14 protein-coding genes are annotated in these 16,010 nt (G+C 69.2%); 6 read left to right on the top strand and 8 right to left on the bottom strand.

Annotation, left to right across the window (positions count from 1 at the left end):
• The coding region (locus DI573_RS09180) for a DUF3093 family protein (protein ID WP_292813153.1) at positions 1 to 194 on the bottom strand (194 nt) is incomplete at its 3' end.
• Between the two features lie 12 nt (positions 195 to 206).
• On the opposite strand from DI573_RS09180, the gene dut reads away from it, so the two are divergent.
• From dut to dxs, 5 genes are all read left to right on the top strand, one after another.
• Complete coding sequence (gene dut, locus DI573_RS09175; RefSeq protein ID WP_292813150.1) at positions 207 to 668, top strand: dUTP diphosphatase; 462 nt, start codon at positions 207 to 209, stop codon at positions 666 to 668.
• Positions 665 to 1,270 carry a DUF3710 domain-containing protein gene (locus DI573_RS09170; RefSeq protein ID WP_292813146.1) on the top strand — a complete coding sequence of 202 codons (606 nt, stop codon included), beginning with the start codon at positions 665 to 667 and terminating at the stop codon, positions 1,268 to 1,270. The genes dut and DI573_RS09170 overlap by 4 nt, the downstream gene beginning before the upstream one ends.
• Positions 1,267 to 1,992, top strand: a complete 726-nt coding sequence (locus DI573_RS09165) for a DUF3159 domain-containing protein (RefSeq protein ID WP_292813143.1) — start codon at positions 1,267 to 1,269, stop codon at positions 1,990 to 1,992. The genes DI573_RS09170 and DI573_RS09165 overlap by 4 nt, the downstream gene beginning before the upstream one ends.
• 153 nt (positions 1,993 to 2,145) lie before the next feature.
• The gene (locus tag DI573_RS09160; RefSeq protein ID WP_292813141.1) at positions 2,146 to 4,983 is read left to right on the top strand and encodes an aconitate hydratase; all 2,838 of its coding nucleotides are present in this window, start codon (positions 2,146 to 2,148) and stop codon (positions 4,981 to 4,983) included.
• A gap of 166 nt (positions 4,984 to 5,149) precedes the next feature.
• The gene (dxs, locus tag DI573_RS09155; RefSeq protein WP_292813138.1) at positions 5,150 to 7,096 is read left to right on the top strand and encodes a 1-deoxy-D-xylulose-5-phosphate synthase; all 1,947 of its coding nucleotides are present in this window, start codon (positions 5,150 to 5,152) and stop codon (positions 7,094 to 7,096) included.
• Positions 7,097 to 7,118: 22 nt separating this feature from the next.
• Here dxs and DI573_RS09150 read toward each other — a convergent pair whose 3' ends face one another.
• The 4 genes from DI573_RS09150 to DI573_RS09135 form a co-directional block, all read right to left on the bottom strand.
• Positions 7,119 to 9,290: a 3-hydroxyacyl-CoA dehydrogenase NAD-binding domain-containing protein gene (locus tag DI573_RS09150; RefSeq protein ID WP_292813136.1), complete on the bottom strand. Its 2,172-nt coding sequence runs from the start codon at positions 9,288 to 9,290 to the stop codon at positions 7,119 to 7,121.
• Positions 9,287 to 10,492 carry a thiolase family protein gene (locus DI573_RS09145; RefSeq protein ID WP_292813133.1) on the bottom strand — a complete coding sequence of 402 codons (1,206 nt, stop codon included), beginning with the start codon at positions 10,490 to 10,492 and terminating at the stop codon, positions 9,287 to 9,289. Before DI573_RS09145 ends, DI573_RS09150 begins: the two co-directional genes overlap by 4 nt.
• Positions 10,493 to 10,565: 73 nt before the next feature.
• Positions 10,566 to 11,762, bottom strand: a complete 1,197-nt coding sequence (locus tag DI573_RS09140) for an HRDC domain-containing protein (RefSeq protein WP_292813129.1) — start codon at positions 11,760 to 11,762, stop codon at positions 10,566 to 10,568.
• 88 nt (positions 11,763 to 11,850) lie between these two features.
• Positions 11,851 to 12,447, bottom strand: a complete 597-nt coding sequence (locus DI573_RS09135; RefSeq protein ID WP_292813126.1) for a DUF3000 domain-containing protein — start codon at positions 12,445 to 12,447, stop codon at positions 11,851 to 11,853.
• A gap of 25 nt (positions 12,448 to 12,472) precedes the next feature.
• Between DI573_RS09135 and DI573_RS09130 the strand changes: the two genes are divergently transcribed.
• Positions 12,473 to 13,690, top strand: a complete 1,218-nt coding sequence (locus tag DI573_RS09130) for an alpha/beta hydrolase (RefSeq protein ID WP_292813124.1) — start codon at positions 12,473 to 12,475, stop codon at positions 13,688 to 13,690.
• On the opposite strand, the gene DI573_RS09125 is transcribed toward DI573_RS09130, so the two are convergent.
• The 3 genes from DI573_RS09125 to DI573_RS09115 are packed head-to-tail and all read right to left on the bottom strand — an operon-like array spanning position 13,659 to position 15,764.
• The gene (locus DI573_RS09125; protein ID WP_292813121.1) at positions 13,659 to 14,381 is read right to left on the bottom strand and encodes a dihydrofolate reductase family protein; all 723 of its coding nucleotides are present in this window, start codon (positions 14,379 to 14,381) and stop codon (positions 13,659 to 13,661) included. The genes DI573_RS09130 and DI573_RS09125 overlap by 32 nt on opposite strands.
• 8 nt (positions 14,382 to 14,389) lie before the next feature.
• Entirely contained in the window at positions 14,390 to 14,830 is a 441-nt protein-coding gene (locus DI573_RS09120; RefSeq protein WP_292813118.1) for a SufE family protein, read from the bottom strand.
• 31 nt (positions 14,831 to 14,861) lie between these two features.
• The gene (locus DI573_RS09115) at positions 14,862 to 15,764 is read right to left on the bottom strand and encodes a sulfurtransferase (protein ID WP_292813114.1); all 903 of its coding nucleotides are present in this window, start codon (positions 15,762 to 15,764) and stop codon (positions 14,862 to 14,864) included.
• Positions 15,765 to 16,010: the final 246 nt, after the last annotated feature.

Raw genomic sequence — 16,010 nt, 5'->3', positions numbered from 1 at the left:
ACCTCCACGACGGGGGAGAGAGCCACCAGGACGCCGATCACGGCGACAGCCACGGCCAGTCCCGTCGCCAGCGCAAGCGTGGGATCGAGGGGTACGAGCACGAGGGATGCCATCGGTGCAACGGCGGCGGCCGAGACGAGCACCCACAGTGACGGGGTCAGTCTCTCGCGATAGGCGGCTGTTGGCTTCTGCATTACCCTCGATGAGTGACCGATTCCGTGGACGTTCCCATTATCGCTCCCGAACCTCCCGCCTACGCCCACCCCGGTGACGCCGGCGCCGATCTGGTCGCGGCCGAGTCCCTGCGGCTCGAGCCCGGACAGCGCGCGCTGGTGGGCACGGGCGTCTCCATCGCACTCCCCGACGGATACGCCGCGTTCGTGGTACCCCGCAGCGGCCTGGCCACCCGGCACGGCATCACGATCGTGAACTCGCCGGGCACGGTGGATGCCGGCTATCGAGGGGAGATCAAGGTGACGCTGCTGAACACGGACTCCGATGCCGCGTTCGAGATCACGGCGGGAGATCGGATCGCCCAGCTCATCGTCATGCCGGTGACCCGCGCCCGATTCGTGCCCGTGAGGGAGTTGCGCGAGAGCGCGCGTGGGACGGGCGGCTTCGGATCCACCGGTGTGCGGCCCCTCGCGGCGGCGGAGGTGTCCGCGTGAGCGACGCGCAGACGGCGGCAGAGGACCCGACGGCGAAGTCGGCGCCCCTGGATCGCGCCACGGCCGGACCCTTCGACGAGGCCGAAGCCAACGCGGTGCGGCCCTACATCGACCTGGGCGGCATCAAGGTGCTTCCGCGAGAGGGACTCAACCTCCGCCTCGAGATCGAGGAACAGTCGCAGCGCATCGTCGCCGTGGGGCTCGACTATGCCGACTCCACCCTTCAGGTGCAGCCCTTCGCGGCGCCCCGGTCGAGCGGACTATGGCACGAGACGCGTGCCCAGATCCGCGAGCAGGTACGCCAGCAGGGCGGGCGCGTGGAGGAGCGCGAAGGCCCGCTGGGTCCGGAGCTGCTCGCCGAGGTGCCCGTGATGGCGGGCGCGGCCGGCGACTCCGGCAAGCGCCTGGCCCGCTTCGTGGGCGTCGACGGACCGCGGTGGTTCCTGCGGGGCGTCATCGGCGGTGCAGCGGCGTCCGACCTCGAGGCGGCAGCGCAGGTGGAGGATCTCTTCCGCTCCATCGTCGTGGTACGCGGCGGGACGCCCATGCCCCCGCGTGAATTCATCCCGCTGAAGATGCCGACGGCCCCGGGGGCTGCGTGAACGAGTCCCGTGCGCCCGAGGACGGAAAGGACCCCCTGACCCCGCCGCCCGCATCCGAGGTGCTCGGCGGAGCGCTTGCGGGGGCGGCACGGCGCGCGGGACTGGACCCCGATGACGGCAGCACCACCGGGCACGTCGTCTGGCGTGCCATGGGCGGTTGGCGAGGCATCCTCGAATCCGTCCTGCCGAGCCTCACCTTCCTCGTCGCCTACACGATCTGGCAGAACCTGCCCCTCGCCCTCGCTGTTTCCGTCGGGCTGGCGGTCGTCTTCACCGTCCTGCGTCTGATCGCCCGCTCTCCCGCCTCGGCCGCAGTCGGCGGGCTGGTGGCCACGGGTGCCGCGGCGCTCCTGGCGCTGTGGACCGGCCGGGCCGAGGACAACTTCATCTGGGGCTTTTTCACCAACGGTCTCTACGGCACCGCGCTTCTCGTGTCGGCGCTGGTCGGATGGTCGCTGATCGGACTGGCCGCGGGCTTCCTCATGGGGGAGGGCACCGCGTGGCGCTCAGATGCCCGCAAGCGCCGCGTGTTCTTCTGGCTCGCGATCGCGTGGGCTGCTCTCTTCGCCGCGCGGCTCGCGGTGCAGCTTCCGCTCTACTTCGCGGGGGATGTGACCGCCCTCGGAACGCTCAAGCTCATCATGGGCGTGCCGCTCTTCGCGCCCCTGTTGGCGGTGACGTGGCTCGCGGTGCGCGCGGTGTACCGGCCGCGGGCGGAGTGATACATTTATCTTGATATCAAGATAAATTCGGCCTTTCCTCGCACGCCGTCGAGGGCGCAGACTGGTAAGGCTCACCTTGCTAGCCGCGCTTCCGGCCCGGCCGCGAAGATGGAGGCCGGCGAGAGGTCGCAGCTACCTGAAGGAGACGGCATCGTGGCATCGGTCAACAGCTTCGGAGCGCAGAGCACGCTCACAGTCGGTGGCACCGACTACGAGATCTTCCGCATCGACACCGTGGCGGGGTCTGAGAGGTTGCCGTTCAGCCTCAAGGTGCTCCTCGAGAACCTTCTGCGCACCGAGGACGGCGCGAACGTCACGAGTGCGCAGATCCAGGCGCTGGGTTCATGGGACCCCGATGCGCAGCCGAACACCGAGATCCAGTTCACGCCCGCGCGCGTCGTGATGCAGGACTTCACGGGAGTGCCCTGCATCGTCGACCTCGCCACCATGCGCGAGGCGGTCACGACACTCGGCGGCGACCCCGACAAGATCAACCCGCTCTCGCCCGCCGAGATGGTCATCGACCACTCCGTGATCGCCGACCTGTTCGGCTCCGAGAACGCCCTCGAGCGCAACGTCGAGATCGAATACGAGCGCAACGGCGAGCGGTACCAGTTCCTGCGCTGGGGTCAGACCGCATTCGACGACTTCAAGGTCGTCCCGCCCGGAACCGGCATCGTCCACCAGGTCAACATCGAGCACCTCGCCAAGGTCATCTACGACCGCGAGGTCGACGGCGTGCTGCGCGCCTATCCCGACACCTGCGTGGGCACCGACTCGCACACCACGATGGTCAATGGCCTCGGGGTGCTCGGCTGGGGCGTCGGCGGCATCGAGGCCGAGGCGGCCATGCTCGGCCAGCCGGTGTCGATGCTCATCCCGCGCGTGGTCGGCTTCAAGCTCACCGGCGAGATTCCCGCCGGAGTGACGGCCACCGACGTCGTGCTCACGATCACCGACATGCTCCGCAAGCACGGGGTGGTCGGCAAGTTCGTCGAGTTCTACGGCGCCGGTGTCGGTTCGGTGCCCCTGGCCAACCGTGCCACGATCGGCAACATGAGCCCCGAGTTCGGCTCGACGGCCGCGATGTTCCCGATCGACGACGTGACGCTGGACTACCTGCGCCTGACCGGTCGTGACGAGCAGACCGTGGCGCTCGTCGAGGCCTACGCCAAGGCGCAGTCGCTCTGGCACGACGCGTCGCGCGAGCCGTCGTTCAGCGAGTACATGGAGCTCGACCTCGGTACCGTGGTGCCCTCCATCGCCGGGCCCAAGCGCCCGCAGGACCGCATCCTCCTGTCGGAGTCGAAGGCCCAGTTCGAGAAGGACATCCTGAACTACGCCTCCGCGACCACCTCGGAGTCCATCGTGGACCTCGAATCGCAGGAGTCCTTCCCGGCGTCCGACCCCGGCAACGCACCCGGCGTCGAAGAGCCTGTCACCCATGACGAGGTGTACATCTCCAGCGGAGGCCCGGCAGCAGCATCCAAGCCGGTGCGGATCACCCCTGCCGAGGGCATGCCCTACACGATCGACAACGGCGCCGTCACGCTCGCCGCGATCACCTCCTGTACCAACACCTCGAACCCGTCGGTCATGATCGCCGCCGGTCTGCTGGCGAAGAAAGCGGTCGAGAAGGGCCTGCAGCGCAAGCCGTGGGTCAAGACGACGCTCGGACCCGGCTCGAAGGTCGTCACCGACTACTACGAGAAGTCGGGGCTCGACAAGTCCCTCGAGGCGATCGGCTTCTACACGGTCGGGTACGGCTGCACGATCTGCATCGGCAACTCGGGTCCCCTGATCGAGGAGGTCTCGGCGGCCATCAACGACCACGACCTGGCTGTCACCGCCGTGCTCTCGGGCAACCGCAACTTCGAGGGCAGGATCAGCCCCGACGTCAAGATGAACTACCTGGCCTCGCCGCCCCTCGTCGTCGCCTACGCCCTCGCCGGCTCGATGAACTTCGACTTCGAGACCGACCCCCTGGGCAAAGACCTCGAGGGCAACGACGTGTTCCTCAAGGACATCTGGCCCGCGCCCGATGAGGTGCAGGACGTCATCGACACGTCGATCTCGCGCGAGCAGTTCATCACGCAGTACGCCACCGTCTTTGACGGCGACGAGCGCTGGAAGAACCTGCCGACCCCGACCGGGCCGGTGTTCGAGTGGGACGAGGACTCGACGTACGTGCGCAAGGCGCCGTACTTCGACGGCATGACGATGGAGCTGACGCCGGTCGCCGACATCGCCGGCGCCCGGGTGCTGGCCACGCTCGGCGACTCGGTCACCACCGATCACATCAGCCCCGCCGGCAACATCAAGATCGGCACGCCCGCGGCGAAGTACCTCGAGGATCACGGTGTGCGCCAGAAGGACTTCAACTCTTACGGGTCGCGCCGCGGCAATCACGAGGTGATGATCCGAGGCACGTTCGCCAACATCCGCCTCAAGAACGCCCTCGTCAGCGCCGTCAACGACGGCGCGGTGGTCGAGGGCGGCTTCACCCGCGACTTCACGCAGCCCGGGGGACCGCAGTCGTTCATCTACGACGCGAGCCAGAACTACCAGGATCAGGGCACACCGCTGGTGATCTTCGGCGGCAAGGAGTACGGTTCGGGATCCTCACGCGACTGGGCGGCCAAGGGCACGAGCCTGCTTGGCGTCAAGGCCGTCATCACCGAGAGCTTCGAGCGTATCCACCGCTCGAACCTGATCGGCATGGGCGTGGTGCCGCTGCAGTTCCCCGCCGGTCAGAGCTGGGAGTCGCTGGGCCTGGACGGCACGGAGATCGTCTCGATCTCGGGACTGGAGAAGCTGAACGAGGGCGTGACGCCGGAGACGGTCACGGTGACCGCCGAGCCCAGTGAGTTCTCATCGGAGGGCAAGCAGACGATCACGTTCGAAGCCGTCGTGCGCATCGACACCCCGGGCGAGGCGGACTACTACCGCAACGGCGGCATCCTGCAGTACGTGTTGCGCAGCCTGGTCTGACACGCGACGCCGCAGGGGCCCGCGATCATCGGCGGGCTTCTGCGGCTGGGTCGCGTCCGGGGCACGGGAGCCGCCACGCCCGCCGCTCGCGGAGCGGCGCCCGGCAGGGCCCGTAGACTGGGTCGATGCCCGGTGCGGACGTCACATCGGGCGGGGGAGGAGCGCAATGCCGTTGCTGTCGTCCATCTCGGGGCCGCGCGACCTCGATGCCCTGAGCGTCGAACAGCTCGATGAGCTGGCCGCCGAGATCCGCGAGTTCCTCGTCGACAACGTCTCACGTACCGGCGGCCACCTGGGCCCCAATCTGGGTGTCGTCGAGCTCACCATCGCGCTGCACCGTGTCTTCCGTTCGCCGGATGACCCGATCATCTTCGACACCGGCCACCAGTCGTACGTGCACAAGCTGCTCACGGGTCGTCAGGACTTCTCGGGGCTGCGCTCCCGCGGCGGTCTCGCAGGCTACCCGCAGCGCTCCGAGAGCGAGCACGACGTGGTGGAATCCTCGCACGCGTCCAGCTCCATCAGCTGGGCCGACGGCGTCTCACGTGCCCTCACCCGCACCGGCCGGCGCGATCGGCACGTGGTTGCCGTCGTCGGCGACGGCGCGCTCACGGGCGGTATGACGTGGGAGGCGCTGAACAACATCAGCGACGACAACGATCGCAATCTCGTGATCGTCGTCAACGACAACGGTCGCTCCTACGCCCCGACGATCGGCGGTATCGCCCGCCACCTCAACCGCGTGCGCACGACCGATGCGTACCGCACGCTGCACCGCAGCAGCGACACGTTCTTCCACCGCCTCGGGCCCGCCGCCCGCGCCGTCTACCGCGGGGTGCGAGGCGGAACCCACGGGTTCCTCTCACGGTTCACCAACAACGCCGCGCTCTACTCCAACCTCGACATCAAGTACCTCGGCCCGATCGACGGACACGACCTGCCTACCGTCCTCGAGACCCTCGAGCTCGCCAAGGAGTACGGCGCGCCCGTGATCGTGCACATGATCACCGAGAAGGGTCGTGGCTACCTGCCCGCCCGCAACGACGAAGCCGACCAGTTCCACGCGGTGGGTCGGATCGACCCGGTGACGGGTGAGACGCTCGGCGGCGCGGCGACCTCGTGGACGGACGTGTTCGCCGATGAGCTCGTGGCGATCGGGGCGGAGCGCGAAGACATCATCGCGATGACGGCCGCCATGCTGCGACCCACGGGGCTGCAGCGCTTCGCCGAGCGCTTTCCCGACCGCGTCTACGACGTGGGCATCGCCGAGCAGCACGCCGCCGCCTCGGCTGCGGGGCTCGCGTACGGCGGGCTGCATCCCGTCGTGGCCATCTACGCGACGTTCATGAATCGGGCCTTCGATCAGGTGATGATGGATGTCGGACTCCATCGTGCGGGTGTGACGTTCGTGCTCGACCGCGCCGGTGTCACGGGACCGGATGGGCCCAGTCACCACGGCATCTGGGATCTCGCGATGCTGCAGCTCGTTCCGCAGATCCGCATCGCCGCACCGCGTGACGAGCCGCGCCTGCGCGAGGAACTGCGCGAGGCGGTCGCCGTCGATGACGCTCCGACGGTCGTGCGATACCCCAAGGCGACGGTCAGCGCGTCTCTGCCCGCCCTCGAGCGACTCGCCGACGGCGTCGACGTCCTCGCGCGCGCCGACGCCGAAGATGTGCTCATCATCGGGATCGGGCCGATGGCGCACACGGCCATGGATGTCGCCACCCGCCTTGCTGCACAGGGCATCGGTGCGACGGTCATCGATCCCCGCTGGGTCGTTCCCGTGGCTCCCTCGATCGTCGACCTCGCCGCGCGCCATCGCCTGGTGATCACGATCGAGGACGGCATCCGCGTCGGGGGGATCGGCACCAGGATCCGGCAGGTGCTGCGCGAGGCCGGTGTCGACACGGCGGTCGACGAACTGGGCCTGCCCGACGAGTTCATCGACCACGCCTCCCGCGATCAGATCCTCGAGGCCGCGGGACTGACTCCGGCGAAGATCGCCCAGGATGTCGTGTCGCAGGTCCTCGGCACGCGGGTTCCCGTCGCGAGGCCGACCGCGGGGGAGCCCGCGTGGCTGACCCGCGTGTCGGAGGCCGCGGGGGACTGACCCGCGCGCGGCCTCCGCGCGCTCAGCCGCCGATGCCGCGGATGACGGGGTGGTGGAAACTGTCGCCGAACACGCGCTGGGACGCCCCCTCCCGGTCGAGATAGGGCGATGCCCCACCATCGATGAAGGGCCAGCCTGCGCCGAGGATCAGGCAGAGGTCGATGTCCTCGACGGCCGGGACGACGCCCTCGTCGAGCATGATGCGCATCTCCCGCGCGAGGCCGTCCTGCACGCGGCGAAGGATCGTCTCGGCCGACGCCGGATCGCTTCCGACACTGCCCTTGAGCACCTTCTCGGCCGGCTTGGTGAACCCGGTCACCCGGCCGCCCTTGTCCTTCTGCACGACCTCGGGCAGTTGCGCCAGCGCGTGGAAGTTCTCGTTCGCGTAGAACCTCTCCGGGAAGGCGCGGACCATCGTGTCCTGCACGTGGGCGGCGACCTTCCACCCCACCAGGTCGATCAGCTGGAACGGCCCCATGGGCAGACCCAGCGGTGCGAACGCGTGCTCCACCTCCGCCACCGGGGTTCCTTCGTAGACGGCACGGGCCGCCTCGCCCATCACCATGGCGAGCAGCCGGTTGACGACGAAGCCGGGGGTGTCCGCGGTGAGCACAGCGTTCTTGCCGAGCCCGCGAGCGACCACGAAAGCGGTCGAGAGCGCGGCGTCGGCCGTCTTGTCGGTGCGCACGATCTCGATGAGCGGCATCACCGCGACGGGGTTGAAGAAGTGGAACCCCACGAGTCGTTCGGGGTGCTCGAGTCGTGCACCGATCTCCGCGACCGACAGCGACGAGGTGTTCGTGGCGAGGATCGCGTCTTCGGCGATGATCTTCTCGATCTCGCCGAAGACGGACTGCTTCACTCCGACATCTTCGAAGACCGCCTCGATGACGAAGTCGCAATCCGCGTACAGGCCCTTGTCGGTCGTGCCCGTCACGAGCGCGCGCAGACGATTGGCGGCATCCGCATCCAGGCGTCCCTTCGCCTCGAGCTTGCCGATCTCGTCGTGGATATAGGAGACACCCTTGTCGACGCGCGCCTGATCGAGATCGGTGATGAGCACGGGCACCTGCAGTTTGCGCACGAAGAGCAGCGCGAACTGACTCGCCATGAGTCCCGCGCCGATGATCCCGACCTTCGTGACCTTCCTTGCCAGATCCTTGTCGGGAGCTCCGACGGGACGTTTCGCGCGCTTCTGCACGAGGTCGAAGGCGTACATGGATGCGGCGAACTGATCGCCGGTGACGAGGTCGGCCAGCGCCTCGTCCTCACGGGCGAATCCCTCGGCCTTGGTACCGGACTTGGCCCGCTCCAGCAGGTCGAGCGCCACGTAGGGGGATCGGGGAATAGTGCCGATCTTGGACTCCAGCATCCCGCGCGCCATCTTGATCGCGACAGGCCACTTCACGGAACGCTCGATCCGTCCCGGCGTGTGCGGGCGCTCGACGGTGACCCGGCCGCCCAGCACGCCGTCGGCCCAGCGCAGAGAATCCTCCAGGTAGCTTGCGGCCGGGAAGATGGCATCCATGATGCCGAGGTCGAAGGCCTGCTGGGGGCGCAGCATCCGGTTCTGTTTCAGCGGGTTGGAGATCACCACCTCGAGCGCGTTCTCGATGCCGATGAGGTTGGGGAGCAGGTAGGCGCCGCCCCAACCGGGGATGATGCCGAGGAAGACCTCGGGGAGGGCCACGGCCGCCGCCGAGGCATCGACGGTGCGGTAGGTCGAGTTGAGGGCGATCTCGAGTCCGCCGCCGAGGGCGAGGCCGTTGACGAAGGCGAACGAGGGCACACCGAGCTCGCCGAGCCTTCCGAGCACCTTGTGACCGAGCTGGGCGATCAGGCGGGCATTGTCGCGGGAGCCGACCTTGGTGATGTCGGAGAGGTCCGCCCCCGCAGCCAGGATGTACTGCTTGCCGGTGATCGCGACGGCCTCGATCTCGCCGGCGTCGGCGCGGGCCTTCAGCGTCTCGAGCGTCTCGCCGAGCGCGATCATCGTCGCGGGCCCGAGCGTATTGGGCCGTGTGTGGTCGCGTCCGTTGTCGAGCGTGATCAGGGCGAGGACGCGCCCGGACGGCAGCCGAACGTCCCGGACGCGCGCGTGGGTGATGATCTCGTCGTCTGCGAGGGCCCCGAGCGGCGCGAAGTCGATGTCGTCGTACTGGGCGGTGGCGTCGGTTGTGGTCTGCGCGCTCACTTCTTCTTCCGTCCGTTGTAGTGCGGGTTCTCCCAGATGACCGAGCCGCCCTGGCCGAGCCCGACGCACATGGCGGTGAGGCCGTAGCGGACATCGGGACGTTCGGCGAACTGCGCGGCGAGCTGGATCATCAGCCGCACGCCCGAGGCGGCCAGCGGGTGGCCCACGGCGATGGCGCCGCCCCACGGGTTGACACGGGGGTCGTCGTCGGCGATGCCGAAGTGATCGAGCAGCGAGATCACCTGGATCGCGAACGCCTCGTTCAGCTCGAAGAGGCCGATGTCGTCGATCGAGAGTCCCGCCTTGCGCAGGGCCTTCTCGGTCGAGGGGATCGGCCCGATGCCCATGATCTCGGGCTGCACGCCGGCGAAGGCGAAGGACACCAGGCGCATCTTCGGAGAAAGGCCCAGCTCCTTCACGGCGTCGCCACCGGCGAGGAGCGACATCGTGGCACCGTCGGTGAGGGGGGAGGAGGTGCCGGCGGTGACACGTCCGTGGGGCCGGAAGGGCGTCTTCAGCGCGGCAAGGTCCTCCATCGTGGTCTGGGGACGTCGCCCCTCGTCCTCGGTGGCGAGACCCCAGGCGCCGTCGGCGTCCTTGATCGCGACGGGAACGAGGTCGGGCTGGATCTTACCGGCGTCGTAGGCCGCCTGCACCTTGTGCTGGCTCAGCATCCCGAATCGGTCGGAGCGCTCCTTGGTCAGGTGCGGGAACCGGTCGAAGATGCGCTCTGCGGTCACGCCCATGTTCAGAGCTCCGGGATCGACCATCTTCTCGGCCACGAAGCGCGGATTGGGATCGGCGTTGCCCCCGATCGGATGATGGCCCATGTGCTCCACGCCGCCCGCGAGAGCAAGATCGTACATGCCGACGCCGATGGAGGCGGCCATGGTCGTGACGCTCGTCATGGCGCCTGCGCACATGCGCTCGATCGCGAGGCCGGGAACCGACTGGGGCAGGCCCGCGAGGATCGAGACGGACCGACCGAGGGTGAGGCCCTGGTCTCCGGTCTGGGATGTCGCGGCGATCGCGACGTCGTCGATCCGACCGAGCGGCACCCGGGGGTTGCGCTCCATGAGGCCGATGGTCGCCTTGACGGCGAGATCATCGGCGCGGGTGTTCCAGTACATGCCTTTTTCGCCGGCGCGCCCGAACGGGGTGCGCGTTCCATCGACGAAGTAGACGTCCGAGAGCTCGGCCACACTGCCTCCAAAACTAGGGAATGACCCCAGCCTAGGAACCGGCCGCGGACAGCCGGAATCGGTTGGGTCGAACCTACGAACCGGTTTCGGAGGGCGCGACGGCCTCTTGTGTGGAACTGACAAAGGCTTCGGCGATCAACTGTGCAGTCTCGTCAATCTGCCACGGGCGCGCGCCAAGGGCCTCGAGCGCACGCCCGATCGACTCCGCATCGACCGTCTCGGGCGGCGCCCACGCGACCCGGCGCAGCAGATCCGGGGTCAAGAGGTTCTCGACCGGCATCGTCAGCTCGCTCGCGCGCTGTTCGATGACGGGTCGTGCCGCGCGCAGTCGCGCATCCGCAGCCGGGTTCCGGTCGGCCCATGCGCGCGGTGGCGGAGGGCCATCGCCCGACACCCGCTCGACCGGAAGCGCGGTCTCGGAGCGCCCCCGCTCGAACGCTTGCCACCACCGGTCGAGCTGTGTACGCGAGGCGCGTCCCGTGAACTCCTTCACGGACGCGAGCGCCTGCTTCGTCTGCGGATCCGCCAGCACCGCCGCGACGAGCGAGCGGTCGGGCACGAGGCGACCGGGTGAGACATCCACCTCGCGGGCGTACTCCTCACGGGCGGTCCAGAGCTCGCGCGCGACGGCGAGCGATCGACGTCCGCGCACGGTGTGCAGACCGCTCAACCGGCGCCAGGGGTCCTCCCGGGCGGGCCGCGGCGGGCGCTCGAGCACGGCACGGAACTCCTCCTCGGCGAAGCGCTGCTTGCCCTGCGCGTGAAGATCCGCGGCGAGTGCGTCGCGCACATCCACGAGGTGGAGCACATCCAGCGCGGCGTACTCGAGCCAGGAATCGGGCAGCGGGCGGGTCGACCAGTCCGCTGCGGAGTGGGCTTTGGCGAGCGAGATGCCGAGCACTTCTTCGACCACAGCACCCAATCCCACGCGTTCGCGGCCGAGCAGGCGGGCGGCGAGCTCGGTGTCGAAGATCATCGGCGGCACGAGCCCCGCTTCTCGGAGCGAAGGCAGGTCCTGGCTCGCCGCATGCAGCACCCACTCAGTGCCGCCGATCGCGCGCTGCAGAGCGTCGAAATCGCCGATCGCCGGGGGATCGAAGAGGAAGACGCCCGCGTCGCGACGGAAGACCTGGATGAGGTAGGCGCGCTGCGAGTATCGGAAGCCCGACGCCCGCTCGACGTCGACCGCGACGGGCCCCACGCCGAGGGCGAGCAGTGCGGCGGCCTCGGCGAGCCCCTCGCCCGTGTCTATGACCGGATGGCTGGTCACTGTCGTCTCCTCGATGATGTGTGGTGCGCGTGGGCGGAAGCCCGTGCGGTGCACCTCGCACGGCCGGGCGGCGCGGCCGGTGCGACGTTCAGTCCCGGTCCCTCCGGCGAACCGAGAGGATCTCGATGCCCTCCGATCCCGGCGGCAGCCCCGCGAGCATGCCCAGGAGCTCCGCCCACGCCTCGACGTGTGGTGAAAGGGACCCGCCCGCGGGCGTCCACGAGGCACGCAACTCTATCTGCGCGCCGTCGCCTTCATCCGCGAGGGAGCCGAATCCCTTCGAGAGCGTCTTGGTCGCCGTTCCCGATGCCGAATGATACTGGGCCCCGCGCGAGTCGAGCGCATCGATCAGCCAAGACCAGGCGACGTCCGCGAGAAGCGGATCGGTGCCGATCTCGGGCTCGAGCGGCGCCTGGGCGAAGCAGACGATCCGCAGTGGGCCGCCCCATGGGTCGGGCATGCTCGTATCGTGCAGGAGGATCAGCCTGCCCGTGCCGTACGGCGAGTCCGCCGAGTCCTGTGTCTGACGGACGTCCCCCGCCAGGGCGAGGGCTTCGGGTGCGACGCCCGTCGGCGCGGGGATCTCGCGGACACTGAGATCGCCACGGATGTCGGTGGCCCGGACATCTGCGACTGCCCGGGCGAAGAGAGCGGAGAAGCCCTCTTCCGAATGATCCGCGGTCACGTCCACAGACTAGAGTGGGGCCTCGATGATCCTCCCCAGGCGCGCCGCAGCGGCGAACGGCCCCCTCGCAGCCGGCCTTCGTGTGACCGCCGCCGTGCTCAGCGGATCGATCGTGACGTTGCTGGCCGCGATGACAGTCGTATCCGGCCGGCTCGCGCGACGGGTTGTCACCCCGGCGCCGCGGGTCGCCGACACCCGGATCGTGGGGCTGGACACCGCGGCGCAGACGATCACCCTCGACCGCACCCCCGACACGCGGCTCCCCGGCCGGTACGGACTGTTCACCTCCGGCGCCGAGACCTACGTCAAGCTCGGCTCGGTGCTGACCGAGTCCGACACGACCGTGAAACGCAAGCTGCTCACGCACATCGAACGCGGAGCGAGGCTCGGCGCCGAGGCCGCCTTCTCCGGATGGTACTACGACCGCCCCGAGCAGCTGCAGGTGCCGTACTCGCCCGAGCTCATCGGGTCACCGCTGGGACCCTGCCCCGCCTGGCTGTTCCCCGCCGCGCAGCCGAGCGACCTGTGGGTCATCCAGATCCATGGCCGCGGCACCACTCGCGCCGAGGCGCTGCGTGCCGTGCCCGTGTTCCGCGATCTCGGGCTCACCTCGCTCCTCGTGTCGTATCGCAATGACGGCGAAGCCCCCCGCAGCCGCCAGGGCACCTACACGCTCGGGGCGACCGAATGGCGCGATGTCGATGCGGCGGTCGCCTTCGCGCGGCGTCGCGGAGCGCGTCGCATCGTGCTCATGGGCTGGTCGATGGGCGGCGCGATCGCCCTGCAGCTGGCCCTGACGTCCGCGCACCGCGAGCACATCGCCGCCGTCGTGCTCGACTCGCCGGCGATCGACTGGGCCGACGTCCTTCGTTTTCAGGCCGGGATGCTGCGCCTGCCGAGGCCCATCGTCGGCATGACCCTCGGCGCGCTGGGCGGGGAGTGGACGGGGCCGCTGCGAGGCTCCGGCGATCGCATCCCTTTCGATCGCCTCGACGTCGTGGCACGCGCGGGCGAACTGCGGCATCCGGTCCTCATCCTGCACAGCGACGACGACGGGTTCGTGCCCTCGGACGCATCGCGGGCCCTCGCGCGCGCGCGTCCTGATCTCGTCACGCTCGAGTCCTTCGAGGTCGCGCGCCACACGAAGCTGTGGAACTACGACCAGGACCGCTGGACGGGCGCCATCGCGCGCTTTCTGCGCGAACGCGGGCTCACGGCCGCCGACGCAGGCGAAGGTAGCTGAATCCGGACTGATCCACCAGCATCCCCGCGACGGCGCCGGGGGGATCATCGGCGGCGCCGACGGGGATGAACGGTCCGCTGGAGGGCGTGAGTGCCGGAGCGACGGTGACGCAGACCTCGTCGACGACGCCCGCGGCGATGAATCGACCGGCCAGGGTCGGTCCACCCTCGCAGACGCTGGATTCGAGGCCGCGTGCGTGCAGCGCTGCGAGGATCCGACGCGGCTCGAGCGTGCCGTCGGCGTCCGCCGGCACGCCGACGACTTCCGCATTCATCTCAGCCAATCGCGCCCGCACGGCGGCCACGCGCGGTTGCGGGCAGAGCACGAGGACGGGCGGCGCACCGTCGGCCGACGCGTCGAGACGATGTCCACTCAGGTCACCGGAGCGGGTCACGACGGCCAGTCGTGCGGAACGGGGCACGATGTAGCCCTCGGCGCGCACGGACTGGGCGCCCACGATGACGACGTCCGCGTGCCCCCGGATGACGCCGAGCACGGCGCGGTCGGCGCGGTTGGACAGACTCTCGCTCGTGCCATCGGGCCCGGCCGCCGATCCGGTCAGGCTCGTGATCATGTTCAGGCGCACGAACGGGCCGGGATCGGGGGCGTAGACGCTCTCGAGCCACGCGCGTCCGTCGGCGTCTGAGATGTCGACGCTCGGGCCGACCGGCAGCACCTGCGTCAGCAGCATCCGCTCGCTCACACCGATGACTTCGCGCGCACCTGCCGCTTGGCGCGCATGAGCATGCCCGTCATGCCCGCGATCCGCAGGGGCGACACGGCGCGGGTGAGACCGATGCTCTGCGGGAAGTCATCGGGGATCGCCAGCGCCTCGGCGACGGTCAGGCCCGTGATGCCCTGGGCGAGGATGCTGGCGAACCCCCGCGTGGTCGGAGCCTCGCGCGGCGCCGTCGCGTGCATCGCGACGCGACCCGCGGAATCGACGTCGACGATGATGTACACCGGCGACTGGCACTCCGCCACGCGCTCCGCGAGTTCGGGATGTCCCTCGTACTCGGCGGGCACCGGCGGGAGCTCGTTGGAGAACTCCAAGAGCAGCTGCAGTCGTTCGGACTCGGGGAGGTCGAGGAAGTCCTCGCGGATCTCGGCGAGCGCGTCGGGGAGGTGGTGCTCAGTCATCGGGTCCATTCTCCCACGAGACGCCCTCCGGTCAGCGGGTCGGGGCCGGCCCGGGCTCTGTGCCGACGACGATCGGCACGCGCACGGAGCTGCCCCATTCGGTCCAGGATCCGTCGTAGTTGCGCACGTTCTCGAACCCGAGCAGGTGCTGCAGGACGAACCAGGTGTGGCTGGAGCGTTCGCCGATGCGGCAGTATGCAACGACGTCGTCGCCCGGTGTGAGCCCGGCACCCTCGAGGTAGACGGCCTCGAGTTCGGCGCGGGATTTGAACGTGCCGTCCTCGGCGACGGCCTTGCCCCACGGCACGCTCTGGGCCGACGGGATGTGCCCGGCCCGCAGCGCCCCCTCCTCCGGGTAGGCGGGGGCGGTGGTGCGCTCTCCGGAGTACTCCTCGGGCGAACGCACATCGATCAGCGGGTTGCCGAGGTGCGCCAGCACGTCTTCGCGGTAGGCGCGCAGTGTGGAGTCGTCGCGTTCGACGACGGGATAGTCGGTCGCCTCGGAGGTTGCAGCATCCGTGGTCAGAGGGCGACCCTCCGCGATCCAGCGGTCGCGGCCGCCGTCGAGCAGGCGGACGTCGCGGTGGCCGAACAGCGAGAACACCCACAGGGCGTAGGCCGCCCACCAGTTGTTCTTGTCGCCGTAGATCACGACCGTGTCCTCCCGCGCGATGCCCTTGCGGCTCATCAGTGCGGCGAAGCCGGCACCGTCGACGTAGTCGCGCACGACGGGGTCGTTCAGCTCGGTGTGCCAGTCGACCTTCACGGCGCCGGGGATGTGGCCGGTCTCGTAGAGCAGCACGTCCTCGTCCGATTCGACGACGACCAGGCCCGGCTCTCCGAGACGCTCCGCGAGCCATGAGGTCGTGACCAGGCGCTCGGGGTGGGCATATGCGGCGAACTTGGGATCGGAGGAGTCGGTGGGGGTGCTCATGGGTCTCTCCTGGACGTCATCGGGCGCGGTCGCCGGGGAGGGGCTGTCGGTCGCGCGCAGATAGGCTGAATGCCATCCCTTGAAACCCTAGGTCGCCGGGCGCCGCCTCGCACCCGCGCCGACCGAATGTGACGTCCGGAAGGACCGCATGCCACTCTCGACCGACGCGGGTATCGTCCAGCTCACCGATCGTGCGCCCTCGGTCACAGGGACGGAGATGGTGGCGCATCTCGTGCCGCCGCCGCA

Source organism: Microbacterium sp., assembly GCF_003248605.1.
GTDB lineage: Bacteria > Actinomycetota > Actinomycetes > Actinomycetales > Microbacteriaceae > Microbacterium.
This window is presented reverse-complemented; position numbering and strand designations above follow the sequence as displayed.

Coding starts and splice junctions, on each gene's coding strand:
- dxs (WP_292813138.1), top strand. CDS start 5,150: ATGCCGTTGCTGTCGTCCATCTCGGGGCCGCGCGACCTCGATGCCCTG.
- DI573_RS09130 (WP_292813124.1), top strand. CDS start 12,473: ATGATCCTCCCCAGGCGCGCCGCAGCGGCGAACGGCCCCCTCGCAGCC.
- DI573_RS09125 (WP_292813121.1), bottom strand. CDS start 14,381: ATGCTGCTGACGCAGGTGCTGCCGGTCGGCCCGAGCGTCGACATCTCA.
- DI573_RS09120 (WP_292813118.1), bottom strand. CDS start 14,830: ATGACTGAGCACCACCTCCCCGACGCGCTCGCCGAGATCCGCGAGGAC.
- DI573_RS09115 (WP_292813114.1), bottom strand. CDS start 15,764: ATGAGCACCCCCACCGACTCCTCCGATCCCAAGTTCGCCGCATATGCC.